The organism is Pantoea sp. Ft-CA_14 (assembly GCF_024520875.1).
In the GTDB taxonomy this organism is placed as follows: Bacteria; Pseudomonadota; Gammaproteobacteria; order Enterobacterales; family Enterobacteriaceae; genus Pantoea; species Pantoea agglomerans.
Map to the genome: position 1 here is coordinate 83,296 of NZ_JALNPM010000001.1, position 22,360 is coordinate 105,655.

Consider the following 22,360-nt stretch of genomic DNA (forward strand, 5'->3'; position numbering starts at 1 on the left):
AGGATTTTACGGAAACAAGTGGGCAGGATAAATCACTAACGCTGGAGAGTGTAGTTCAATTCTGTGCTCATCAGGTTGAAGTGCGCAGAACCGGCTGCAGCAGGCGAGCCGGTTCTGCAGACTCAGTAAACAATGCCGGGTGGATTCACCGTGGATTGAGTGATGGCCTCATCCTGTTCGCCCCAGCGTGCCAGCACCTGCTGATACTGCCCGCCTGCGATGGTGCCATCCAGCGCAGCCTGCAACGCGGGTGCCAGGCCATTGCCCTTTTTGGTGGTCACGGCGACCCAGGCGCGAAACGGTCCGCTGCCAACCAGCTTTGTCTGTCCGCGTGACGCCACTTTCCAGGCCGCCATCGAGTGAGGGCCAAACATCGCATCTGCCCGTCCCGACAGCAGCGTCAGCGTCGCGGAGGCATCATCAGTCAGGTAAATCGGCGTTACCGCAGGCAAACCTTTAGCCCGGTTCTGCTCATCCCAGCTCAGTAAAATACGCTCCTGATTGGTGCCCGAGGCAACGATAATCCGCTTACCGGCAATATCCGCCGGACTGTTAATCTTGCTGATATGACTGTCGCTTTTCACCGCAAAAGCGTGGTTGTCGGCGCGATACGTCGCAAAATCGAACTTCTTCTTGCGCTCTTCGGTCACGGCAATATTGAACATCGCGACATCATAGCGTCCGGCGCTGATGCCCAGCGGCCAGTCCTCCCAGGAAGCCGGAACCAGCCTGAGTTTCAGCCCCAGGCTATCAGCAAGGAGTCGGGCGATATCGGGATCGCTGCCGATCCGCGTGACGTTATCAGACGCCAGCAGCGACAGCGGCGGCGAGTTGGTCGCCGAGGTAGCGACCGTCAGGGTGCCCGGTTCGATAAAACGGTAATTGGCCGGAATTTGAGCAATAGCCTGCGGATTGGCCGGGGCATGAATCGGCGTCTCGTTTTGCAGGACATCGAGCTTCTCAGCCGCAGAACAGCCCAGCGCCGGAAGCAGCGTCAGAACCGTTAACGTTAATGCCCTCATAACACGCGCGCCAGAAAGCGTCGGGTGCGCTCATGACGCGGATTATTGAGCACCTGGGTGGTGCTGCCCTGCTCCACAATCCGGCCATCCACCATAAAGACCACGTTGTCCGCCACTTCACGGGCAAAGCCGATCTCATGCGTCACAATCACCAGCGTAGTGCCGGAACGCGCCAGCTTTTTAATTACATCCAGCACTTCGCCCACCAGTTCAGGATCCAGCGCCGAGGTTGGCTCATCGAACAACATGACCCGTGGATTGAGCATCAGCGCACGCGCAATCGCGATGCGCTGTTGCTGCCCGCCCGACAGGTGACGCGGCCACGCATCGGCTTTATGCCGCAGCCCTACAATATCCAGCAGTTCGCCTGCACGCTGTATCGCTTCCGGTTTCGTTAACTGACGATGGGCAATCGGCGCTTCAATCAGGTTATCCAGCACGCTGAGGTGTGGGAACAGGTTGAAGTTCTGGAACACGTAGCCGACGTTGATGCGCTGGCGCAGAATCGCCTTCTCTTTCAGTTCATACAGCTTATTGCCGCGCTGCTGATAGCCGATGTAGTCGCCATCAATCTGAATAAATCCTTCGTCGACCCGTTCCAGATGATTGATGGTGCGCAGCAGCGTGGATTTACCGGAGCCGGACGGCCCGAGGATCACCGTGACGGACCCCGGTGCCAGTGACAGCGATACATCATCCAGCGCTTTATGTTTACCAAATCGTTTACTGACGCCGGTGATGCTGATGGCACCGGTAGTGTGTGAGGTGCGGTAATCAATGGCTTCGGACATGGCTGATCTCCTCGGTCGGATGAAGTGGCGTGACGCGGTTGCGCCATTGTCGCCAGCGCGACGGTTGCGGTTCACGGGTGACGCTGCGGGCCATCCAGCGTTCGGCGTTGTACTGAATCACGGACAACACGGTGGTGATAATCAGATACCAGGCGGCACCAACCATCAGCAGTGGGATTACTTCCTGATTGCGGTTGTAGATCATCTGGATGGTGTAGAACAGCTCCGGCATCGCCAGCACATAAACCACGGATGTGCCTTTCGCCAGACTGATGATCTCGTTGAACGCGGTGGGAATAATGGCGCGCAGCGCCTGCGGCAGAATGATGCGGAAGGTGCGGCGTGTGGCGGAGAGACCCAGCGCGGACGCGGCCTCTACCTGACCGTGATCGACGCCGAGGATCCCGCCGCGAATAATTTCCGCGCTGTAGGCCGCCTGCACCAGCGTCAGACCGATAACGGCTGCCTGAAACTGCCCCAGCACGTTAATCGTCTGATACGCCCCCCAGGAGAGGCCGGTAAACGGAATGCCGACAGACAGGGTGTCGTAGAGATAGGAGAAGTTATAAAGAATGATCAGCACCACAATCAGCGGCAGTGACCTGAACAGCCAGATATAACCCCATGCCAGCGTGCTCAGCAGCCACGATGAGGAGAGACGTGCCAGCGCCAGCAGACCACCCAGAAACAGACTGAATATCGTACCCAGCAGCGTCAGCAGCAGCGTCTGGCCCAGACCGTGCAGGATCACCGGGTCAAAGAACCAGCGGGCAAACACGCTCCATTCCCAGCGCGGATTAAAGGCCACTGACTGCACCACGCCTGCCAGAATAAACAGCGCAACGATAGCCCCTGCCGTGCGTGCCGGGTAGCGTGCCGGCACCACCTGCAGATGTTGATGTTTGCTCATGGTCACCTCTTAACTTGCCGCGGCGACGTTATAGACGCCGATCACTTTGATAAAACGCAGTCGTCCGTCGTGCGGCGGCTGGCCATAACGCTCCAGATCCCCGCTGAGATCGAACTGTGGCTGATAACCGTGACCGGTATAGAGCCGCACCGCCTCCGGCTGACGGAAGCCGGTGGTGAGAAACAGCCGCTGATATCCCGCCTGTAAGGCGCGACGCTCCAGCTCCTGTAACACCACCAGCGCCAGCCCCTGACGCCGCAGATCGCTGCGGGTCCAGATGCGCTTCAGCTCGGCGGTCTGCGGGTCATAGGGTTTATAAGCGCCCATCGCGATGATCTCGCCGTCACGCTCCAGCACGATAAACAGCCCCTGCGGCGGCAGATACCATTCGGTCAGCTCCTGTTCCAGCTCGTTACGACGGGAAAAATAGTCGCCATAGCGTGCGGAATATTCGCCAAACAGGCCGCCCAGGATCGGTTGCAATTCCGGCGCGTCGGGTGAAACTTCGCGAAAAGTGGATTCACTCATGGTCAGCTCCTTAGTCGCCCAGCCCGGCGGGATTGATTTCAGAACGATCGATCTTCTCAACACCTTCACCCCAGCGGTTCAACACCTTCTGATAGTCACCGTTGCCGATCACGCCGTTCAGCGCGGTGCTGATCGGTTCCGCCAGGCCGCTGCCTTTCTTCACGGTAACGGCAATGTGCGCCGCTTTGGGCCAGCCGCCATCGACGCTGCCGACCAGACGGGTTTTACCGGTCAGTGCCGCTTTCCAGGCACCAATCACATTGGGACCAAAGTAGGCATCAGCCCGGCCAGCCTGCAGCGCCAGCGTCTGTGCGGCATCATCTTTGGTATATACCGGCGTAAAGGCTTTCAGTCCCTTTGCCTGATTCTCTTTATCCCACGCCAGCAGAATCGCCTCCTGATTTGTGCCGGATCCCACAATGATCCTCAGCCCGGCAATATCTTCTGCTTTGGTCAGTGACTTTATCGGGCTGCTGGTTTTGACATAAAAGCCCAGTGAATCTTTGCGGTAGGTGGCGAAGTCGAACTTCTCTTTACGATCTTTGGTCACGGTAATGTTGGAGATCGCCGCGTCATACTTGCCCGAGGCCACGCCCAGCGGCCAGTCTTCCCAGGACGCTGGCACCACGTTGAGTTTTAATCCCAGGCTGTCAGCCACCAGCCGGGCAATATCCACTTCGCTGCCAAGCAGGGTTTTGTTGTCATCGGAAAACACCGTTAACGGCGGGGAGTTCAGCGCTGCGACTGCCACGGTAAAGGAACCCGGCACCACAAAACGATGACCCGCAGGCAGTTGCGCGATCGCCTCCGGATTCTTCACGGTATTGATCGGCGCTTTGTTAGCTTCAAGGCTGACGCGCTGGCCGTTATAGGAGACGCTGGTATCTTCAGCCAGCGCATGGCTACTGGCCGCCAGAATAAGCAGGGCGATAAGACGCGATGTTTTGTTCATGGCTTGTGCTCTTATTGTGAGGTGAACTGATTAACAGGTTGTTTCAGGGCGAAGCTGTCACGAAGCGTGCTGCCCGGATAGTCGCGGCGCGTCAGGCCGCGAGCCTGCAAAATCGGCACCACGCGGTCGACAAAACGTTCAAAGGTATCGGGCGTGCCGCCGTTAATGATGAAGCCGTCAGTGGCGTGGGTTTCAAACCAGAGCTGCAGGCCATCCGCCACCTCTTCCGGCGTGCCGTGAAACAGCGGGCGTGGCGTTGCCGCTTCCAGTGCGGCCTGGCGCAGGGTATGCCCATGCTGCTGTGCTTTGCGTTTGATCTCGTCGGTGGTGCTGCGGAAGCTGTTCTGACCGATGTCACCGATATCCGGGAACGGCTGATCCAGCGGATACTGTGAGAAGTCGTGATGGTCGAAGAAACGCCCGAGGTAGTTAAGCGCATCGGTAATCGACACCAGCGCCGCCGTGGTCTGATACTGGCGTTCCACGTCCTCGGCATCATCGCCAACAATCACGCTGACACCCTGGAAGATGTGCAAATCGTCTGGCTGACGGCCATTCGCCACCAGTTGCTGTTTCACATCCTGGTAAAATGCCTGCGCCTCTTCACGCGTCGGCTGATGGGTGAAGATGGCGTCAGCATGACGCGCCGCCAGTTTTTTACCGTCGTCGGACGCGCCCGCCTGGAAGATAATCGGACGACCCTGCGGCGTGCGGGCGATGTTCAGCGGCCCCTGTACCTGGAAGAAATCACCGTGATGATCGAGCGTGTGCAGCTTCGCCGGATCGAAAAATTGTCCGCTGGCCTTATCACGTACAAAAGCATCCTGCTCCCACGAATCCCACAATCCTTTCACCACCTGCAGATACTCATCGGCAATGCGGTAACGCAATGCGTGCTCCGGGTGCTGCTGGCGTGAGAAGTTTTTGGCCGAGCCTTCCAGCGGTGACGTCACCACGTTCCAGCCTGCACGCCCGCCACTGAGATGATCAAGGCTGGCAAACTGACGCGCCACGGTGAAGGGCTCGCTGTAAGAGGTCGATACCGTGCCAACCAGCCCCAGATGTTCAGTGACGCCCGCCAGCGCCGAGAGCAGCGTCAGCGGCTCAAAGCGATTCAGAAAGTGCGGGATCGACTTTTCATTAATAAACAACCCGTCGGCGACAAACAGAAAATCGAGTTTGCCCTGCTCCGCCTTGCGGGCGATTTTTTTGGCGTAATCCAGATTAATACTGGCATCGGCCTGCGCCGCCGGATGGCGCCAGGCAGACATGTTTCCCGATGCGCCATGCAGAATGGTACCCAGCCGAAGTTGTCTTGTGGTCATGATGCTCTCTCTTTTTTAGTCGTAGCGATGCCCGACGACGGTGGTCAGAACCGTCGTGCTTTAGCGGGTTGCAGATGAATTCAGTTCAGAATGGCTTCCCGACATCGCGCGTTAAGATGTTGCAGCGCCTGGCGGGCCAGTCGGGCGAAGTAGTCGGCGGCGGGCGCAATCAGCGCCTCATCCGGGGTAAAGCTGGCATGGTGCAGACCAAAGTCACTGGCGCTGCCGATGCTGACAAACGCCCCCGGCACCTGTTGCAGATAGAAGGCAAAATCCTCACCCAGCAGATGGAGATCGGCGGTCTGCACCCGATAGCCCGCCTGCTGCGCCACTTCGCTGCTGAAGGTCGCCCAGTGCGCATCGTTGATCAGCACTGGCGGGCCAGGATGCCAGCTCAGGGTTGCCTGCGCGCAATTGGCGTCGGCGAAGTGCTCAACCAGCGTGCGCACCCGCTGTTCCAGTTCGGCGCGCACCTGTAAATCGTGGGTTCGGGCCGTGCCGCCAAACTCAACGCCGCCGGGTAATACATTCCAGCTTTTGCCGCCGTCGATGCGGGTAATGCTCAGTACCAGACTGTCCAGGGCACTGAAACTGCGGCTGGTGAGTCCCTGTAACGCCTGGATAATCTGGCTGGCCGTCACAATGCTGTCGACACCCTGCTCCGGATACGCGGCATGTGCGCCTTTGCCGCTGACGCGAATAATAAATTTGTCAGCATTCGCGTAGAACGCCCCGCTGCGGGTGGCAAAGGTGCCGACGGGCAGCGAAGGCTCGTTGTGCATCCCGAAGATAGCCTGCACCTCATCCAGTACCCCCGCCTCAATGAACTGATGCGCACCGCGCGCTATCTCTTCAGCGGGCTGGAACAGGATGCGCACCCGGCCAGCTAACCGATCGGCTTGTGAATTGAGCTTTAAGGCCGCACCCAGCATCACCGCGCTGTGCAGGTCATGACCGCAGGCGTGCATCACACCAGGATGGCGGGAGTGAAAACGCACCCCGCTCGCCTCATGGATCGGCAGCGCATCGATGTCGGCGCGCAGCGCGATCACCGTCTCTCCGCTGCCAATTTCTGCCACCAGGCCGGTTTCCAGTGGATAGTCCAGCAGCCGGATGCCCGCCGCCTGCAACCAGCCCCGCAGTCGCGCGGTGGTGGCAAATTCCTGACCCGACAGCTCCGGCCAGGTGTGCAGTTCGCGTCGCCATTCAATCAGTTGTGACTCAGGGTTCATGATGACTCTCCACTGACGGGGATTCAGGCTGCGACCAGATGATGCGTGGCCAGCAGTTCAAGTGACTGCAGACGTGCAACCGGCTCGGTAATCGGCGTGTCGATAACAAACTCATCAATGTCAAAATTATGATGCAGCGCGTCCAGCTGGGCATGAACCTGCGCCGCCGTGCCTTTCAGAAGTGACGGCGTGCGCGGCTCAATCTGATAATCGCGGTATCCACCCTGACGCACATAGCGCTCCGCCTGCTCAAGGCTGGCGACGTTGACGCTCGGGCCATCTTTCACCGCTACATGGTAGTGACGAAGATTGGCTACCAGCAGGTCAGCCCCGGCGGGTGAGTCGGCCACCACCACCTGCACGGCCACCAGGGCGCGCTGACCCTGGCTCAGGCGGGAGTAGGTACTCAGCGCATGCTCCAGTAACTGGCGGTCGCCATTAAGGTGAGCGGCAAAGACAAACTGCCAGCCCAGACTGGCGGCCAGCCGGGCGCTCTCTTCACTGGCACCCAGCAGAAAACGGTTCGCCGGACGTGACGGCAGTGGCGTGGCGGCTAAACCCTCGTCATCAGGATCAGCCTGACCGGGCTTCAGCCAGCTATCAAGCAGCTGAAGCTGTTCGGCAAAGCTCCCTTTTTTAGCGGCATCAACACCCTGTTGCAGCGCATGGGTGGAGAGTGGAAGTCCGCCCGGCGCTTTGCCCACGCCGAGGTCAATACGGCCCGGTGCCAGCGAAGCGAGCAGGTTAAAATTCTCTGCCACTTTATAAGGGCTGTAGTGCTGCAACATCACGCCGCCCGATCCGACGCGAATATGTCGTGTCTGGGCAATGATCCAGGCAATCAATACCTCAGGTGAAGGACTGGCCAGCTGCGCGGTGTTGTGATGTTCCGCCAGCCAGAAGCGGTGATAACCCCACTCCTCTGCCCGCTGCGCCATCTGCAGCGTGCGCTGCAGCGCCGCAGTGGGTGATTCACCCTGCAACACGGGCGCTTTATCTAACAGACTTAATCGATATGCCATTCACCTGGTCCTTGTTTATTCCGGTTGCAGACCAGTGTGCTGCGCAGTCGATCATTGGTAAAACATCATATTGTTTTATGTATTATTGATTTCGTCATAATGGAGAACAGTGAGAAGTGAAAGAGGGAAAACGGGCTCTGAAACAGGTAATCAGGCAGATATTTTGCGTATAACGCTATTTGTTGCCTGATATTCAGGTGAGTAAAATCGGCGAACTGGCAAAGGTTTGCAGAAAATCGTCTTACGTATGGAGAGATGACAGCTGTTGTTAGCCGCGACTGCAGAAATTCAGACAGCCTGAATTCATGGCATTGAAATACATTCTTCACAGGATGTTGAAGCACGGGTCGCCAGATAGATAAATAAGCATATGAAGAATGCAATTGAGTCAGAGATAACTCATTGCAACTGCCAGATGATTTACAGGACCTTATACATTATCCGGAATTAAGATCCTCTACTGTAATGAGAGGTGTAAACCGGGCATGAATCTGTCTGATAGGGTCATATCCGGGCACAGCAAAGCATTGAGCCCAGAAACAAGATTATTTTTCTAAGGCCGTTGCGAATTTTGTTTCAACGGGAAAAATCGGGTGTTGATAAGCGCCACATTGACTTCACATGGAACGCCGTCGTCGAGATAAACAGTTTCATTAAGCTGAATGACAGCATCCCCTTCCGCTAAATTAAGCAGTGTAAGCGACTGTGTATCCGTAAGATTGACGGCCGTTAAATGCTGGTCCCTTAGCTGCACTTTCTTACCGGTAACTTCTTCAATGTAGGCATATTTTGACAGTTCCAGCTTGCTGAACTCCATGCTGCTAAACATATTAACCGGCAGGTGAATATGTTCCAGAGCTACCGGGATGTCATCGAAACACATCAGGCGTAAAATTTTATAGATCTGATCGCTGTTTTTAATACGCAGCGCCTGAGCGATATCAGCAGAAGGAACCTTGATTATGCTGACCGATATGATTTTTCTTACACCTTTATGGCCATTTCTTTGCGCCTGGTAATCAAAAGGTGAAAGCACATGATATCGGTTCGCCTGGCTACTCATCTCCGTGGAACCGACAAAAATACCCGACCCTTTAACCCGGTAAATTCTCTGCTGCTCCACCAGAATGCGTGTGGCTTCACGCACCGTTGCGCGAGTAATGCCGATACTTTTGGCAATTGATATTTCGGTATCCAGTTTCTCTCCGGGTCGAAGGCCATCATCCTTAATTTTATTGAGGATGTAATCAACAACCTCTTTTTGTTTTTCAGTAATGCCATCAACCATTGGCTTTCTTCCCGTTTGAGTGAAGGACAGACTCCCTCTAATCCGTGTCAGTACAGTTCTGCCTGACATTGCCGGATGAGTACCACTTCCGCTAGCTGAATATGTGATCAACTTATCAAATTGGCACTGATGTTAAGCCTGATAAGCAATATTTTAACTTTACATGTTGTGTCCGTACACGTCGAAGGACATCATCAGGATGACTAGACACCTTTAACATGTACAGATGTGATGACCGTTGTGAAATATAACTCCATCTGAACAATGAGAAAATATTTTTTTAATAACTCCATGAAAATAATGACTTTTAAGGATGTTACCTCCTTTTACTACATTCGATTTTTGTGTCGCTCTGCTGACAAAAAGTTTATCTAAAAAAGTGATAACGGGGGTTTTGAGGGAAACTGACTGTACATACTCAGGAATTTATGAAAAATCGGAATGCATAACAGGTCCTGTTCCGGTTGAGAAAATTTCATAAGAGATGGGTTATGCGCAACCGGGAGCAGGCAAACGCCACACGGTTTATGCGTTTAGTTAAATTTTATTGCGCATTTAAACAGGAGGAGTAAGACGATGTCACACCTGGCTAAGTGGTTAAATAACGAGAAAATCCAGTACGTCGAAAGCGTGACTGACTGGCAGGAAGCGTTAGTTATTGCGGGACGTCCTCTGCTCAGTGAGGGCGCAATATCGCAGGATTATATTGATGCGATTATTCAGCAAAAAAAGGAGATCGGCCCCTTTTTTGTCATCGCGCCGCAGATTGCCATGCCCCACGCACGCCCGGAACAAGGCGCACACAAACTGGGGTTGTCGATTGTGCTGCTGGGTACAGCAGTGAAATTTGACTCCGAAGAGAACGACCCGGTGAAGGCTATTTTCATGTTTGCCGCACCGGACAGTAATAGCCATATCGAAATGATCTCCCATCTGGCGGAAGTGCTGTCCGATGAAGAGATCATGGCGCAGATATTCAATGCGAGCAGCAAAGAAGCGCTCATGACGATTTTATCAGGCGTTTAGTCTGCCCGTTGAAACGCGACTTTTAATCATTAGTTAATGAGGTTTGATATGAAAATTATGGCGGTGTGTGGTTCAGGTTTAGGCAGCAGCTTCATGATGGAAATGAACATCAAGAAAGTGCTTAAAACGATCGGTGTTGAAGCTGAAGTGGAACATTCGGATCTCGGCTCTGTCACCCCCGATGTGGCAGATGTTTTTGTTATGGCCAAAGACATTGCTTATAGCGCAAACCTTCCTGAACAGAAGGTCATCATCATTAATAACATCATTGACCTGAAAGAAGTGGAGCAGAAAATACGTGAGTATTTTGAGAAAAAGTGACGCTAATAATTAGATAAACACCTTACCCTCGAGGTTAATATGTTTACTCAAAATCTTTTGCAGTTCGTCGTCGACGTGCTGAAAGTGCCCTCTATATTAGTCGGACTGGTGGCATTTTTCGGACTGATTGCGCAGAAGAAGCCGTTTCCTGATGTTATCAAGGGCACGGTAAAAACTATTCTGGGCTTCCTGGTGCTGGCAGGCGGTGCGACCGTTCTGGTCGGTTCACTGACGCCACTGGGCGACATTTTCAAACATGCGTTTGATGTTCAGGGCATCATTCCTAATAACGAAGCGATGGTCTCTATCGCTCTGGCAAAATATGGTGCGCCTACCACGATGATCATGGCCTTCGGCATGGTCGCCAACATCGTTGTCGCCCGCTTCACCCGACTGAAATATATCTATCTGTCAGGGCATGTGACGTTTTATATGGCCTGTATGATCGCGATTATTTTATCGGTTGCCGGTTTTGAAGGTATTCAGCTTATTTACACCGGGTCACTGCTGTTGGGCATTCTGATGGCCACCTTCCCGGCAATCGCCCAGCCCTATATGCGTAAGATCATTGGTGGCGATCATGTCGCGCTGGCGCATACCGGGACAATTGGCTATGTCTTATCAGGCTGGATCGGCTCTTTGGTAGGTAAAGGATCTAAATCCACCGAAGAGATGAACATGCCAAAAAACCTCAGTTTTTTGCGCGACAGTACCATCTCAATATCTCTGACGATGATGATTATCTACTTAATCCTGTCGGTATCTGCCGGTAAAGACTATGTAGAGGCTAATTTCAGCAATGGTCAGAACTACCTGGTTTACTCCTTTATCCAGGCCATTACTTTCGCGGCGGGTGTCTTTATCATTCTGCAGGGTGTGCGCTTAATCCTGGCTGAAATTGTCCCTGCCTTTACCGGCTTTTCAGAAAAACTGGTTCCGGAAGCCAGACCGGCGCTGGATTGCCCGATTGTCTTCCCCTACGCCCCGAATGCGGTGCTGGTTGGCTTTATCTCCAGCTTTGTCGGTGGCCTGGTGGGGCTGTTTGTTCTCGGTCAGCTGCATTGGGTATTGATTCTGCCGGGTGTGGTTCCTCACTTCTTCTGTGGCGCTACGGCTGGCGTGTTTGGTAATGCGACCGGCGGCAAGCGTGGTGCGATTTGCGGTGCCTTTGCTCATGGCCTGTTAATCACCTTCCTGCCTGTCGCCCTGCTGCCGGTACTCGGACAGATAGGGCTGACCAACACCACCTTCTCGGATACCGACTTCGGCGTCACCGGCATCCTGCTGGGTAATATGGCTCACTTTATGGATAAGGGAACCATTACTATGATTATCACCGGCATTTTTGGCTTGTTAGTGATTTATAACTTTACGGCTAAAAAGAAGGTGCCTGTAGAAACGAATGCAGGGTAATAGTAACGCTTAATGGCAACCAGAAAGGGCAATGAGCGCTTTCTGGTTGTTTGCGGAATACCTTCATCATTCAGTTTCCAGAAAAAAAACCGCACTCATATAAGTTCAGGCTAAGTTATTCAGCGAATGCTTCAAACGGCAGGTTAAAACGCGCTGCCAGTCGGGCTTTATGTTTATCCGTCAAAGGACGATCACCACGCATGATACGACTGACATAAGAGCGCTGCCCTATTTCATCCGCAAAAGAGGATTGAGTCAGGCCGTGCTGATCCATGATGACTCGCAAAAGTGCTACTCCGCGCGGAATAGCATCAGTACGCGCGTTAAACGCAGCGAACTCAGGGGCGCTGTTTTCGTATCGGGCGACTTTATCAGACAGTATCTCTACTAACGGGCTGTCCGGCTGGTGCTCAACCAGATATTCAACCAGTTCCAGCGCCTGCTCGTAGTCCCTTTTATCGGTACTGCCTCCCAGAAAGGGAACAATTCTGACCAGGTCATTGGTCGCCTGGATTGCTTCGGTAATCATTCTTTACTCTCCCGGTACTTCTTCACCAGCTTGTCATATTCCGCATGCGTCACGATGTGTTTGATAAAAATTTTGCCGCGATCAAAGTCAGCATAAAACATGATTCTCAGGCTGTTTCCGCCCACATCGATTACCCACCACTTTTCCCGGTACTTCATGCGGTCAAGGCTCTGAAAGCGAATTTTCAGCGCATCTGGCGTGGCAAAGTTTTCGTCCCTTAGGACCAGATAAGCCGCATCCAGTGCGGAGGCATGATTTGGATAAATTATTGCCGCTTCCCTGAACGGCCCTCTTGAGATGATATGCATTTTTCTCTCAAACTTTCCATGTTGGAAACATTCTAACCCACAAAGCTAATGTTTCCAACATGGAACACACGCAGATGAGTTCTGAATGAATTGCTGGCGCTAAACCTAGTAAAAAAAGGACTATTCCGATCCAGAAAAGTGATCAACATCACATTTTCAACATTAGACATACTAATAAATAAAATTTAACAACAAAACATTTGAATGATAATGATTAACATTTACACTCTCATCCGCATATAACAAAGCGTTTAACGCTGCCAAATCCACAAATAATATGCGGTATTTACTCTTTTTAAGGTGAAAACACTAATCCATTTAATGGTCAGGGTTTTTATCTGGTTAGTTAGTTTTATGTTTACTGGAGTTGTTGAGCGGACATCCAACGCTGCTGACCTTACGTCGGCAGGGTCACTGGTATTAACGCACAGGAACTGAACATGCTTTTACGCTCATCCACTCAGGCGGCACAGGATCTCGCGCCAGCATCCAATGCCAGCGGTGCCGAAACGGCTATTTTTAACGATCAGCAACTGGCGGCCTGGTCGCAGCAGACTCAGGAGGTGCTGGCGCTGATGACCCGTACCGTTACCGGCGTTGAGAAGCCTTTCAGCGGTATCCTGCCCCATGAACTGGCGGCGGAATTCAGTGAGGTCGATCTCGATCGTCCGCTGGGTAACAACGATGACGCCCTGACAGAGCTGAGTCAGCTCTATCTGCGTGACGCCGTCTGGTTTCACCACCCTAAATATCTGGCGCACCTGAACTGCCCGGTCGTGCTGCCCTCTCTGATGGCTGAGCAGATTATGGCGGCAGTGAATAGCTCGGTCGACACCTGGGATCAGAGCGCAGGCGGTACGCTGATTGAGCAGAAGGTGATCGACTGGACGCTTGGCCGCATCGGCCTGCCTGCCGGATCTGATGGGATCTTCACCAGCGGCGGCACCCAGTCCAACCTGATGGCAATGCTGCTGGCGCGTGATAGCTGGTGCGCGGCACATCATCCGGGGCATCTGATTAAACATCGCGGCCTGCCTGAGACCGCGTCGAAATGGCGAGTGTTTACCTCAAAACTCAGCCACTTCAGCATCCAGAAATCGATGGCGATTTTAGGGCTGGGCTATGACGCAGTTATCGCCGTTGATCACGACGCCCACTACCGTATGGATGCAGCGTGCCTGGCGCAGGAGATCGAAAAATGTCGCAGTGAAGGGCTGATCCCGATTGCTGTGGTTGCCACCAGCGGCACCACGGACTTTGGCAGCATCGATCCGCTGCCGGAGATTGCCCGTCTCTGTGACAATTATGGTTTGTGGATGCACGTTGACGCCGCTTACGGCTGTGGGCTGCTGGTCTCTGAGAATCATCGCTCACGCCTGAATGGCATTGAACGGGCTGATTCCGTCACCGTCGATTATCACAAATCTTTCTTCCAGACCGTCAGCTGCGGTGCGTTCTTTGTGCGGGACAGCCACAACCTGAAGCATGTCACGCACCATGCAGATTACCTGAATCCGCTCAGTGCCCAGCAGGAAGGCACACCGAATCTGGTCAACAAAAGCATTCAGACCACCCGCCGATTTGATGCGTTGAAAATGTGGCTGACCCTGCGCGTGATGGGTCCGGCGGCGCTGGGTGACGCTTTCGATACGCTGATAGAGCTGACACAGGCGGCTCATGAGCGGTTAACTGCGCATCCTGCTATCGAAGTGCTGCACGCGCCTGAGCTGACCACCCAGATTTTCCGCTACGTGCCCGGCAAAAACGCCAGCGACGTACAGATCGACGAAATCAACGCCGCTATCCGTAAAGCGCTCTTCCGCTCCGGCAACGCAGTGATTGCCGGAACCAAAGTCGATGGGCGTCAGTACCTGAAATTCACCCTGTTAAATCCCACCACGACCATCGCCGACATCGAAGATGTGCTGAGCCTGATCGCGCACTATGGCCGCGAGCAGGTACGTGCGTCTGCGCTGAACGCGGCGAAACAGTGAGAGCTCTGAAATGAATAATTCCGTTTACGATTTTATTGGTATCGGTATCGGCCCTTTCAACCTGAGTCTGGCCTGTCTGAGTGAGCCGGTTGAGGGACTGAACGGTCTTTTCCTGGATGAGAACCCGGGCTTTGACTGGCACACCGGCATGATGCTGGAAAATGCCCATCTGCAGACGCCGTTTATGGCCGATCTGGTGACGCTCGCCGATCCGACCAGCCCTTACAGCCTGCTTAACTACATGAAGGAAAAGGGGAAATTATACTCTTTTTATATCCGTGAAGACTTCTTCCTGATGCGCAAAGAGTATAATCAGTACTGCCAGTGGGCCAGTTCGCGGCTCTCTAATCTGCGCTGGAACAGCCACGTTGAGTATGTCAGCTACGATGAGGCGGCTGGCGTCTATCACCTTCAGGTGACCGACATCCGGAATGGTCAGAAACAGAACTATCTGGCACGACATCTGATCCTCGGCACCGGGCCTAAAGCCTGGATGCCGGAGTGCAGCCAGCCGCACCGCCAGCGCCTGACGCACTCAAGCCACTATCTGGTCAACAAAGCGGAACTGCAGCAGAAGCGTTCCATCTCCGTGCTGGGCAGCGGCCAGAGCGCGGCAGAAATCTATTACGACCTGCTGACCGATATCGACCGCTTTGGCTATCAGCTCAACTGGATCACCCGCGCGCCGCGCTTCTATCCGCTGGAGTACACCAAGCTCACGCTGGAGATGACTTCGCCGGAGTGGGTCGACTATTTCCACGCGCTGCCCGCCAGCACCCGCGACGAACTGAATGCGCGCCACAAGAATCTCTACAAAGGCATCAACAGCAGCCTGATTAACGACATTTATGACCTGATGTATGTCAAACAGCTCGACGGCGATCTGAACGTTAACCTGTTTACTCACTCGGCGCTGACCGCTATGCGCTGGCTGCCGCAGGGAGATTTTGAGCTGACGCTGCATCAGGAGGAGCAGGATTGCACCTTCACCCGTCGCACCGAAGGACTGGTGATGGCGACCGGCTATCACTACCAGCCACCGATGTTTTTAGAGGGCATAAACGCCCGCCTGCGCTGGGATGACAAAGGCCGCTACGACGTGCAGCGCAACTACAGCATCGATTATCACAATCAGATCTTCGTGCAGAACGCCGAACTGCACACCCACGGCTTTGTTACGCCGGATCTCGGCATGGCCTGCTACCGCAACTCGGTGCTGCTGCGCGAACTGACCGGACGCGAGGTCTACCCGATCGAGCGTCAGATTGCCTTCCAGACCTTCCCGGCTAAATCGGAGCACTGAGATGAGTTCACAAACACTGTTCAGCGCCGCCCGCCCCGCAGGCCAGTTCACCCTGAGGCCCATGCTCGCCAGCGATGCGCCGCTGATTCATAGCTGGGTCACCCGCGATTACGCCCGCTTCTGGGGTATGCAGCAGCAGAGCCTGAATCAGGTCGCTGAGTTCTATGAGACGCTGACTGCAGCCGATCCCCATGCTGCGCTGATTGGTTGCTGCAACGACCAGCCGGTCTGCCTGATTGAGTGCTATCGCGCCTGCGACGATGAGGTCGGCAAATTTTATCCTGCCGCACCCGATGATTACGGCATGCATATTCTGATTGCCCCCGCCAGCCAGCCGATCAGAGCCTTCAGCTGGCAGGTCTTCACGCTGGTGATGGACCACATGTTCAGCCGCCCCGAGGTGCGCCGCGTGGTGGTAGAGCCAGATGTGCGCAATGAGAAGATTCACGTGTTGAATAAGCGTGCCGGGTTCCGCTATCAGCACACCATCGACATGGGTCATAAAACCGCCTGGCTGGCCTTTTGCCAGCGGGAAGATTATCAACACGCGTTACTGCAGGAGTCGCAGACTATGAACACCCCCTCTTCGCTGATGAACGGTACACATCTGACGGGCGACCAATGGGCGCAGGCAAACCGCATGCTGATCCGTAAAGCGATTGCCGAGTTCGCGCATGAGAAAATCATTACGCCACAGGAGTCGGGCGACGGCAGCTATCAGCTTGCGGTGCCAGGCGGTGAAGCGAGCTACCATTTCCGGGCGTCGCGGCTGGCGCTGGATCACTGGGAAATCGACGCCGACTCACTGCGCAAGCAGGAGAACGGTCGTGATCTGCCGCTGGATGCGCTGAAATTTATCGTGGAGTTTAACGGGGAGATCGGTATTACACAGGCACTGCTGGCGACCTACATGGAAGAGATCAGCAGCACGCTGTGCAGCAGCGTTTATAAGCTGCAGAAGAATAATCCTGACAGCCAGGCGCTGGTCTCAGCCGATTTCCAGACGGTGGAAGCGGCGATGACCGAAGGCCATCCCTGCTTTGTTGCCAACAACGGGCGTATTGGCTTCGATGCCCATGATTATCTGGCGTATGCGCCCGAGGCCGCCGCGCCCGTTCACCTCATCTGGGTCGCGGTCCATCGCCGCAACGCCCATTTCTCCAGCCTCAGCGAGCTGAGCTATGAGCAGTTGATGCGTGATGAACTGGGCGACACCACCCTGGAGCAGTTTACTGCGCAGCTGGTGAATAAAGGGCTGGCGGTTGAGGAGTATATCCTGATGCCGGTGCATCCGTGGCAGTGGCAGAACAAGCTGCTGACCGTGTTTGCGGCAGACATCGCCAGTCACGATATTGTTTATCTCGGCACCGGAGACGATGCTTACCAGGCGCAGCAGTCGATCCGCACCTTCTTTAACCGCAGCCAGCCCGCGAAGCGCTACGTGAAAACCGCCCTGTCGGTGCTGAACATGGGCTTTATGCGCGGACTGTCCCCCTACTATATGGCGACAACGCCTGCGATAAACGGCTGGCTGGAACAACTGGTTGCTGGCGATGCGTGGCTGAATCGCTGTGATTTCCGCATCCTGCGCGAAGTCGCGGCGGTCGGCTATCACAACCGCTACTATGAGCAGGCGATCAAAGGCGACTCCGCCTATAAAAAGATGTTCGCTGCGCTGTGGCGGGATAATCCTGCGGCCAGCCTGCAGCCCGGCCAGCGTCTGATGACCATGGCCTCTTTCCTGCACGTCGATCACCATCAGCAGGCACTGCTGCCAGCACTGATAGCGGATTCTGGTTTGCCCGCGAAGCAGTGGATAGAACGCTACCTGACCTGCTATCTCAGCCCGCTGCTGCACTGCTTCTATCAGCATGACCTGGTGTTTATGCCGCACGGTGAAAACCTCATCATGCTGCTGGAGAACAACGTGCCGGTCAGTGCATACATGAAGGATATCGGCGAAGAGATCGCCGTGATGAATCCGGATGCGGTGCTGCCGGAAGGCGTGCAGCGTCTGGCGGTGGATGTGCCGGAGAACCTGAAGCTGCTCTCGATCTTCACCGATGTGTTTGACTGCATCTTCCGCTTTATCAGCGCGATTCTGCATCAGTCAGGAACGCTGCCGGAGGAAGAGTTCTGGCAGGCGGTGGCGCGGTGCGTGAAGGATTACCAGCAGGCGCACCCGGAGCATGCCACTAAGTTCGCGCGCTATGACATGTTCGCGCCGGAGTTTACCCGCTCCTGTCTGAACCGCCTGCAGCTGGCGAATAACCAGCAGATGATAAACCTCGCCGATCCCGCTGAGAACCTCAAGTTCGCCGGAACGCTGAATAACCCGATCGCCCGCTGGCGATAAGCGTTACACCGTCACGCTGAAATTATGCGGTCACCCTGGTGGCCGCTTTTTTAATGGCTTTATCGCAGGTATCCGTAATGGTTTCTTTCGAACCGGTCGCGCAACTGACCCGACGACATCTGATCTTCCCGCTGTCGCTGGTGTTGTTTGAGTTCGCCACCTATATCGCTCACGACATGATCCAGCCCGGCATGCTGCTGGTGACTCAGGAATTTAAGGTCGGGCCGGAGTGGGTCTCTACTTCGCTCACTGCCTATCTGGCCGGTGGCATTATGCTGCAATGGCTGCTTGGCCCCCTCTCTGACCGCATCGGACGACGTCCGGTGCTGCTCAGCGGCGTGGCCTTTTTTATGCTCTCGTGTGTGGCGACGCACTGGGTGCAAAGCATTGAGCAGTTCGTCCTGCTGCGTTTTCTGCAGGGCGTCAGCCTCTGTTTTATTGGCGCGGTAGGCTACGCGGCGGTGCAGGAGGCGTTTACGGAATCGCTCAGCATCAAAATGATGGCGCTGATGGCCAACGTCGCCCTGCTGGCCCCGCTGGCCGGTCCGCTGGCGGGCGCGGCTTTTCTTACCGTGGGTGAATGGCGCACCCTGTTCTGGCTGATTGGCGCTATTGCGGCGCTGGCGCTGGCAGGTCTGTGGTATGCGATGCCCGAAACCGCAGGTGACCGGCAGAAACCGCTGTCGCTGCGATCGATTATCAGCGGTTACGCGGCATTGCTGAAGGATCGTCAGGTGATGCGCGGCTCGCTGGCCATCGGACTGGTCACTGTGCCCTGCATCGCCTGGGTCGCATTGTCGCCGGTGATATTAATCCACGATGCGGGACTCAGCCGCATCGACTATGCGTTATTACAGCTGCCGGTCTTCGCCGCCATGATTGCGGGCAACCTGACGCTGGGACGCTTATCCAGCCGTCTGCCCATTGAACAGCCGTTACGGCTCGGGGCCTGGCCGGTGGTCTGCGGGCTGGCAATCGCAGTAACCGCTACCGTGCTAAATCCGCAAAGCTATCTGTGGCTGACTGCCGGAATTAGCCTCTACGGCTTCGGCGCCGGGCTGGTCAGCGCCGGACTCTATCGCATGACGCTTTTTTCCAGCAGCGCCGGAAAAGGCAGCGTGGCAGCGATGCTCGGCATGGTGAGTATTCTGATCATCGCGCTGGGCATTGAAGCAGCCAAAACCGCCTATTTTAGTTACGGCACCGGCGGCTTCAGTGTGGTGAACCTGATCTGCGGTCTGCTGTGGCTGGTTCTGGTCAGCGCTTTTCTACGAGCAGACCAGCGGAAATTGTGCACGGAATAATCGAATATATTTAGCAGTGCGATATAGTACTTGCCCGCACTGCTAACCATAAAGAATCCGATTACGGCATCATTAAAGCGTGATCGCCGCACCATACCCTTACAATATCCATGGTTATAATCTTTCTGATTTGAGGATTCTTAAGAGTGCTTCCTGGTTTTTATAACAGGAATGCCACTTTTGTGACATCGGTGTCAGAAGCATTGTCTCGCTAAGCTGTTGAGCGGTAAGTATGACCAGAAAAATGACAAAACAACTATCGGCCTTCTGAACCGCCCATTTCAGATCTGGAATTTTTAACATCAATAAGGAGAAGTAATGCGACAGAGAGTCATTGTGTGCCCGGTCATTCAAAATGAGGGTAAATATTTGCTATGTAAAATGGCATCTGACAGGGGTGTTTTTCCTGGACAGTGGGCTTTGCCAGGCGGCGGAATGGAGCCAGGTGAAACAATCGAAGAAGCATTAAAGCGGGAAATCAGGGAAGAATTAGGCGAGGCGCTCAAGATAACAAATATCACACCCTGGACGTTTCGGGATGATGTCAGAATCAAAACCTATTCTGATGGAATGACTGAAGAAATTTATATGATCTATCTTATCTTTGATTGTCTGAGCGCAAACCGAACAATAACCTTCAATGAAGAGTTTCAGGAGATTATCTGGGTAGAACCTGAGGCTTTAAAAAACATTGATCTGAATGAAGCCACCCGGATTACGTTTAGCCAAAAAGGACTTATCTGAATATGCATTGCAGGATCTCCTTAAAAGTCTATCGATAACTTAAGTACGATTTTAGCTAAACGGGGCAGTGCTTATGCAATGGAAAACTTCAGCGTTTTCTGGCATGTCCAGTGTTTCAACACTGCCTCATCTTACACTCTATTCATGGGCTCCCTGCTCTGGCAATGGATGCCGATTTACACTTTGAACGTTTATCTTAGGTCATCCCATTCAGACTAATATCAACCACCCAATCCCGCATTTATTTTTTTCAGATAAGCTTTGACCAAATCGTTACTTTATCTGTGTGTTGCGTCATTCGATGATGATTCCGCCTGCTGAGGCAATTGATAACAAAGGAATTCACCATGAAGACGTTATTTCCCCTTAAACCACGCGCACAAACGCTGGTTTTTACTTTACTTGCCGGGACTCTGACCTTTAACGCGGTGGCTGCACCGGTCAAAGGCGGTACGCTGATTTATCTTGAACAGCAGGCACATACCAACCTCTATCCGCCTGCCGGTGGCTTTTACCCTAATGGCGGCATTCTCAATCAGATCACCGATAAATTAACCTGGCAGAATCCCGAAACGCTGCAGGTTGAACCCTGGATTGCAGAAAGCTGGACTACCAACGCCGACAAAACCGAATACACATTTAAATTACGGCCTGGCGTGACTTTTTCCGATGGCACACCATTAGATGCGAACGCGGTGGCGAAAAACTTTGATACCTACGGGCTGGGAAATAAAGCGCTGCGCCTGCCGGTATCGGAAGTGATTAATAACTATGAACGCAGCGAAGTGATCGACCCGCTGACGGTGAAATTCTATTTTAAAAAACCCTCGCCCGGATTTTTACAGGGCACCGCCACCATTGGCTCTGGCCTGGTCTCGCTGAGTACCCTGGCGCGCAGTTTCGATCAGCTGGGCGATGCGCGTCACATTGTCGGCTCCGGCCCGTTTGTGGTCAGTGATGAGAAGCTCGGTCGGGAGGTGGATCTGGTAGCGCGTAAAGATTATCAGTGGGGACCGAAAAACATTCAGCAGCAAGGTCCGGCCAATCTGGATGCGATAAAAGTGATCGTGACGCCGGAAGACAGCGTGCGTATCGGTGCACTGCTGGCGGGCCAGGCAGGCCTGATCCGTCAGGTGCAGGCCTACGACGAGAAGCAGGCTAAAGATCAGAACTTCCCGGTTTATGCCGCGCCGACCCGTGGTGTAAACGACAGCCTCAGCTTCCGTCCGGATAATCCGCTGGTCAGCGATATCCGGGTGCGTCAGGCGCTGCTGCACGCCACCAATGCGAAACAGGTGGTTGATACGCTCTTCTCGCCGAACTATCCGCAGGCAACCTCGGTCGTGGCCACCACCGCCGCCGGCTACGTCAATCTGGCGGACAAACTCACTTTTGATCTGACAAAAGCGAAGGCACTGCTGGACCAGGCGGGCTGGCAACCGGGTGCCGATGGCATCCGTGAAAAAGCAGGCCAGCGACTGGCGCTAACCGTCTATGAATCACTGCCGCAGCCGCAAAACAAAGAGGTGCTGCAACTGGTGGCACAGCAGTGGCGCCAGGCGGGCGTCGCCCTCAGCGTTAAAGCGGGCGATGCCGGCAGCAAAACGCTGGATAATCTCGACCCCCTTAAGACCCCGCTGAACGTCACCGAAGTCGGCCGCGCCGATCCCGACGTGATCAAAAGCAGTTTCTATCCGGCTAACCGCGACAACCTGCTGCAGAAAGGCGGCTCCAGCGACAAAGTGAAAAACTTCCGTGATGACAAGCTGAACCAGCTGCTGGTCGCCATCTCCGCTGAAGTTGACCCGGCAAAACGATTACAGCTGACCGGTGACGTTCAGCGGTATCTGCTGGACCAGGCCTATGTGATTCCGATCTTTGAAGAGCCGCAGGTCTATGCCGGTGCGCCCTGGCTGAAAGGGGTCAGTTTTGAAGCGGTGGGCCGTCCGGCACTCTATGGCGCCTGGCTGGAAAAACAGTAACCGGAGGTGA

20 protein-coding genes are annotated in these 22,360 nt (G+C 54.4%); 9 read left to right on the forward strand and 11 right to left on the reverse strand.

Going from position 1 to position 22,360, the window contains the following annotated elements; genetic code table 11:
* Window positions 1–122: 122 nt before the first annotated feature.
* The 9 genes from NR195_RS00375 to NR195_RS00415 form a co-directional block, all read right to left on the reverse strand.
* Window positions 123–1,022, reverse strand: coding sequence for an ABC transporter substrate-binding protein (locus NR195_RS00375; protein ID WP_256843851.1), 900 nt, complete (start codon window positions 1,020–1,022; stop codon window positions 123–125).
* On the reverse strand, window positions 1,019–1,813 hold the full coding sequence (locus NR195_RS00380; protein WP_010247075.1) for an amino acid ABC transporter ATP-binding protein: 795 nt from the start codon (window positions 1,811–1,813) through the stop codon (window positions 1,019–1,021). Before NR195_RS00380 ends, NR195_RS00375 begins: the two co-directional genes overlap by 4 nt.
* On the reverse strand, window positions 1,797–2,723 hold the full coding sequence (locus NR195_RS00385) for an amino acid ABC transporter permease (protein ID WP_010247074.1): 927 nt from the start codon (window positions 2,721–2,723) through the stop codon (window positions 1,797–1,799). The genes NR195_RS00380 and NR195_RS00385 overlap by 17 nt, the downstream gene beginning before the upstream one ends.
* Window positions 2,724–2,732: 9 nt before the next feature.
* The gene (locus NR195_RS00390) at window positions 2,733–3,251 is read right to left on the reverse strand and encodes a GNAT family N-acetyltransferase (RefSeq protein WP_010247073.1); all 519 of its coding nucleotides are present in this window, start codon (window positions 3,249–3,251) and stop codon (window positions 2,733–2,735) included.
* Window positions 3,252–3,261: 10 nt separating this feature from the next.
* On the reverse strand, window positions 3,262–4,203 hold the full coding sequence (locus NR195_RS00395; RefSeq protein ID WP_010247072.1) for an ABC transporter substrate-binding protein: 942 nt from the start codon (window positions 4,201–4,203) through the stop codon (window positions 3,262–3,264).
* An 11-nt stretch (window positions 4,204–4,214) separates the two neighbouring features.
* Window positions 4,215–5,528, reverse strand: coding sequence for an LLM class flavin-dependent oxidoreductase (locus NR195_RS00400; RefSeq protein ID WP_033760494.1), 1,314 nt, complete (start codon window positions 5,526–5,528; stop codon window positions 4,215–4,217).
* A gap of 80 nt (window positions 5,529–5,608) precedes the next feature.
* Window positions 5,609–6,760 carry an amidohydrolase gene (locus NR195_RS00405; protein ID WP_256843852.1) on the reverse strand — a complete coding sequence of 384 codons (1,152 nt, stop codon included), beginning with the start codon at window positions 6,758–6,760 and terminating at the stop codon, window positions 5,609–5,611.
* 23 nt (window positions 6,761–6,783) lie between these two features.
* Window positions 6,784–7,782 (reverse strand): MsnO8 family LLM class oxidoreductase, encoded by a 999-nt coding sequence (locus tag NR195_RS00410; protein WP_033780263.1) that lies wholly within the window; start codon window positions 7,780–7,782, stop codon window positions 6,784–6,786.
* Between the two features lie 553 nt (window positions 7,783–8,335).
* Window positions 8,336–9,070 (reverse strand): GntR family transcriptional regulator, encoded by a 735-nt coding sequence (locus NR195_RS00415; RefSeq protein WP_010247068.1) that lies wholly within the window; start codon window positions 9,068–9,070, stop codon window positions 8,336–8,338.
* 576 nt (window positions 9,071–9,646) lie between these two features.
* Here NR195_RS00415 and NR195_RS00420 point away from each other — a divergent pair.
* Genes NR195_RS00420 through NR195_RS00430 form a run of 3 tightly spaced genes read left to right on the forward strand, consistent with a single transcriptional unit; the run spans window position 9,647 to window position 11,830 of the window.
* Window positions 9,647–10,096, forward strand: a complete 450-nt coding sequence (locus tag NR195_RS00420; protein ID WP_256843853.1) for a PTS sugar transporter subunit IIA — start codon at window positions 9,647–9,649, stop codon at window positions 10,094–10,096.
* Window positions 10,097–10,144: 48 nt separating this feature from the next.
* The gene (locus NR195_RS00425) at window positions 10,145–10,417 is read left to right on the forward strand and encodes a PTS sugar transporter subunit IIB (protein ID WP_010247066.1); all 273 of its coding nucleotides are present in this window, start codon (window positions 10,145–10,147) and stop codon (window positions 10,415–10,417) included.
* A gap of 39 nt (window positions 10,418–10,456) precedes the next feature.
* Window positions 10,457–11,830: a PTS ascorbate transporter subunit IIC gene (locus tag NR195_RS00430; RefSeq protein ID WP_033773374.1), complete on the forward strand. Its 1,374-nt coding sequence runs from the start codon at window positions 10,457–10,459 to the stop codon at window positions 11,828–11,830.
* 115 nt (window positions 11,831–11,945) lie between these two features.
* Here the strand turns inward: NR195_RS00430 and NR195_RS00435 are convergent, their stop codons facing one another.
* Entirely contained in the window at window positions 11,946–12,359 is a 414-nt protein-coding gene (locus NR195_RS00435; RefSeq protein ID WP_256843854.1) for a type II toxin-antitoxin system HigA family antitoxin, read from the reverse strand.
* The gene (locus NR195_RS00440; protein ID WP_010247063.1) at window positions 12,356–12,667 is read right to left on the reverse strand and encodes a type II toxin-antitoxin system HigB family toxin; all 312 of its coding nucleotides are present in this window, start codon (window positions 12,665–12,667) and stop codon (window positions 12,356–12,358) included. Before NR195_RS00440 ends, NR195_RS00435 begins: the two co-directional genes overlap by 4 nt.
* 440 nt (window positions 12,668–13,107) lie before the next feature.
* On the opposite strand from NR195_RS00440, the gene NR195_RS00445 reads away from it, so the two are divergent.
* From NR195_RS00445 to NR195_RS00470, 6 genes are all read left to right on the forward strand, one after another.
* Window positions 13,108–14,661 (forward strand): aspartate aminotransferase family protein, encoded by a 1,554-nt coding sequence (locus NR195_RS00445; RefSeq protein WP_187515507.1) that lies wholly within the window; start codon window positions 13,108–13,110, stop codon window positions 14,659–14,661.
* Window positions 14,662–14,671: 10 nt separating this feature from the next.
* Entirely contained in the window at window positions 14,672–15,964 is a 1,293-nt protein-coding gene (locus NR195_RS00450; protein ID WP_256843855.1) for a lysine N(6)-hydroxylase/L-ornithine N(5)-oxygenase family protein, read from the forward strand.
* Window position 15,965: 1 nt separating this feature from the next.
* Complete coding sequence (locus NR195_RS00455; RefSeq protein ID WP_256843856.1) at window positions 15,966–18,320, forward strand: GNAT family N-acetyltransferase; 2,355 nt, start codon at window positions 15,966–15,968, stop codon at window positions 18,318–18,320.
* 77 nt (window positions 18,321–18,397) lie between these two features.
* Window positions 18,398–19,624, forward strand: coding sequence for an MFS transporter (locus NR195_RS00460; RefSeq protein WP_062758879.1), 1,227 nt, complete (start codon window positions 18,398–18,400; stop codon window positions 19,622–19,624).
* 318 nt (window positions 19,625–19,942) lie between these two features.
* Window positions 19,943–20,368 carry a nucleoside triphosphatase NudI gene (nudI, locus tag NR195_RS00465; RefSeq protein ID WP_022624355.1) on the forward strand — a complete coding sequence of 142 codons (426 nt, stop codon included), beginning with the start codon at window positions 19,943–19,945 and terminating at the stop codon, window positions 20,366–20,368.
* A 347-nt stretch (window positions 20,369–20,715) separates the two neighbouring features.
* Window positions 20,716–22,350 (forward strand): TIGR04028 family ABC transporter substrate-binding protein, encoded by a 1,635-nt coding sequence (locus NR195_RS00470; protein ID WP_062758880.1) that lies wholly within the window; start codon window positions 20,716–20,718, stop codon window positions 22,348–22,350.
* Window positions 22,351–22,360: the final 10 nt, after the last annotated feature.

What these genes read in the sequence shown, in the direction of transcription:
- NR195_RS00375 (WP_256843851.1), bottom strand. Translation starts at nt 1,022, where the DNA reads ATGAGGGCATTAACGTTAACGGTTCTGACGCTGCTTCCGGCGCTGGGC.
- NR195_RS00380 (WP_010247075.1), bottom strand. Translation starts at nt 1,813, where the DNA reads ATGTCCGAAGCCATTGATTACCGCACCTCACACACTACCGGTGCCATC.
- NR195_RS00385 (WP_010247074.1), bottom strand. Translation starts at nt 2,723, where the DNA reads ATGAGCAAACATCAACATCTGCAGGTGGTGCCGGCACGCTACCCGGCA.
- NR195_RS00390 (WP_010247073.1), bottom strand. Translation starts at nt 3,251, where the DNA reads ATGAGTGAATCCACTTTTCGCGAAGTTTCACCCGACGCGCCGGAATTG.
- NR195_RS00395 (WP_010247072.1), bottom strand. Translation starts at nt 4,203, where the DNA reads ATGAACAAAACATCGCGTCTTATCGCCCTGCTTATTCTGGCGGCCAGT.
- NR195_RS00400 (WP_033760494.1), bottom strand. Translation starts at nt 5,528, where the DNA reads ATGACCACAAGACAACTTCGGCTGGGTACCATTCTGCATGGCGCATCG.
- NR195_RS00405 (WP_256843852.1), bottom strand. Translation starts at nt 6,760, where the DNA reads ATGAACCCTGAGTCACAACTGATTGAATGGCGACGCGAACTGCACACC.
- NR195_RS00410 (WP_033780263.1), bottom strand. Translation starts at nt 7,782, where the DNA reads ATGGCATATCGATTAAGTCTGTTAGATAAAGCGCCCGTGTTGCAGGGT.
- NR195_RS00415 (WP_010247068.1), bottom strand. Translation starts at nt 9,070, where the DNA reads ATGGTTGATGGCATTACTGAAAAACAAAAAGAGGTTGTTGATTACATC.
- NR195_RS00420 (WP_256843853.1), top strand. Translation starts at nt 9,647, where the DNA reads ATGTCACACCTGGCTAAGTGGTTAAATAACGAGAAAATCCAGTACGTC.
- NR195_RS00425 (WP_010247066.1), top strand. Translation starts at nt 10,145, where the DNA reads ATGAAAATTATGGCGGTGTGTGGTTCAGGTTTAGGCAGCAGCTTCATG.
- NR195_RS00430 (WP_033773374.1), top strand. Translation starts at nt 10,457, where the DNA reads ATGTTTACTCAAAATCTTTTGCAGTTCGTCGTCGACGTGCTGAAAGTG.
- NR195_RS00435 (WP_256843854.1), bottom strand. Translation starts at nt 12,359, where the DNA reads ATGATTACCGAAGCAATCCAGGCGACCAATGACCTGGTCAGAATTGTT.
- NR195_RS00440 (WP_010247063.1), bottom strand. Translation starts at nt 12,667, where the DNA reads ATGCATATCATCTCAAGAGGGCCGTTCAGGGAAGCGGCAATAATTTAT.
- NR195_RS00445 (WP_187515507.1), top strand. Translation starts at nt 13,108, where the DNA reads ATGCTTTTACGCTCATCCACTCAGGCGGCACAGGATCTCGCGCCAGCA.
- NR195_RS00450 (WP_256843855.1), top strand. Translation starts at nt 14,672, where the DNA reads ATGAATAATTCCGTTTACGATTTTATTGGTATCGGTATCGGCCCTTTC.
- NR195_RS00455 (WP_256843856.1), top strand. Translation starts at nt 15,966, where the DNA reads ATGAGTTCACAAACACTGTTCAGCGCCGCCCGCCCCGCAGGCCAGTTC.
- NR195_RS00460 (WP_062758879.1), top strand. Translation starts at nt 18,398, where the DNA reads ATGGTTTCTTTCGAACCGGTCGCGCAACTGACCCGACGACATCTGATC.
- nudI (WP_022624355.1), top strand. Translation starts at nt 19,943, where the DNA reads ATGCGACAGAGAGTCATTGTGTGCCCGGTCATTCAAAATGAGGGTAAA.
- NR195_RS00470 (WP_062758880.1), top strand. Translation starts at nt 20,716, where the DNA reads ATGAAGACGTTATTTCCCCTTAAACCACGCGCACAAACGCTGGTTTTT.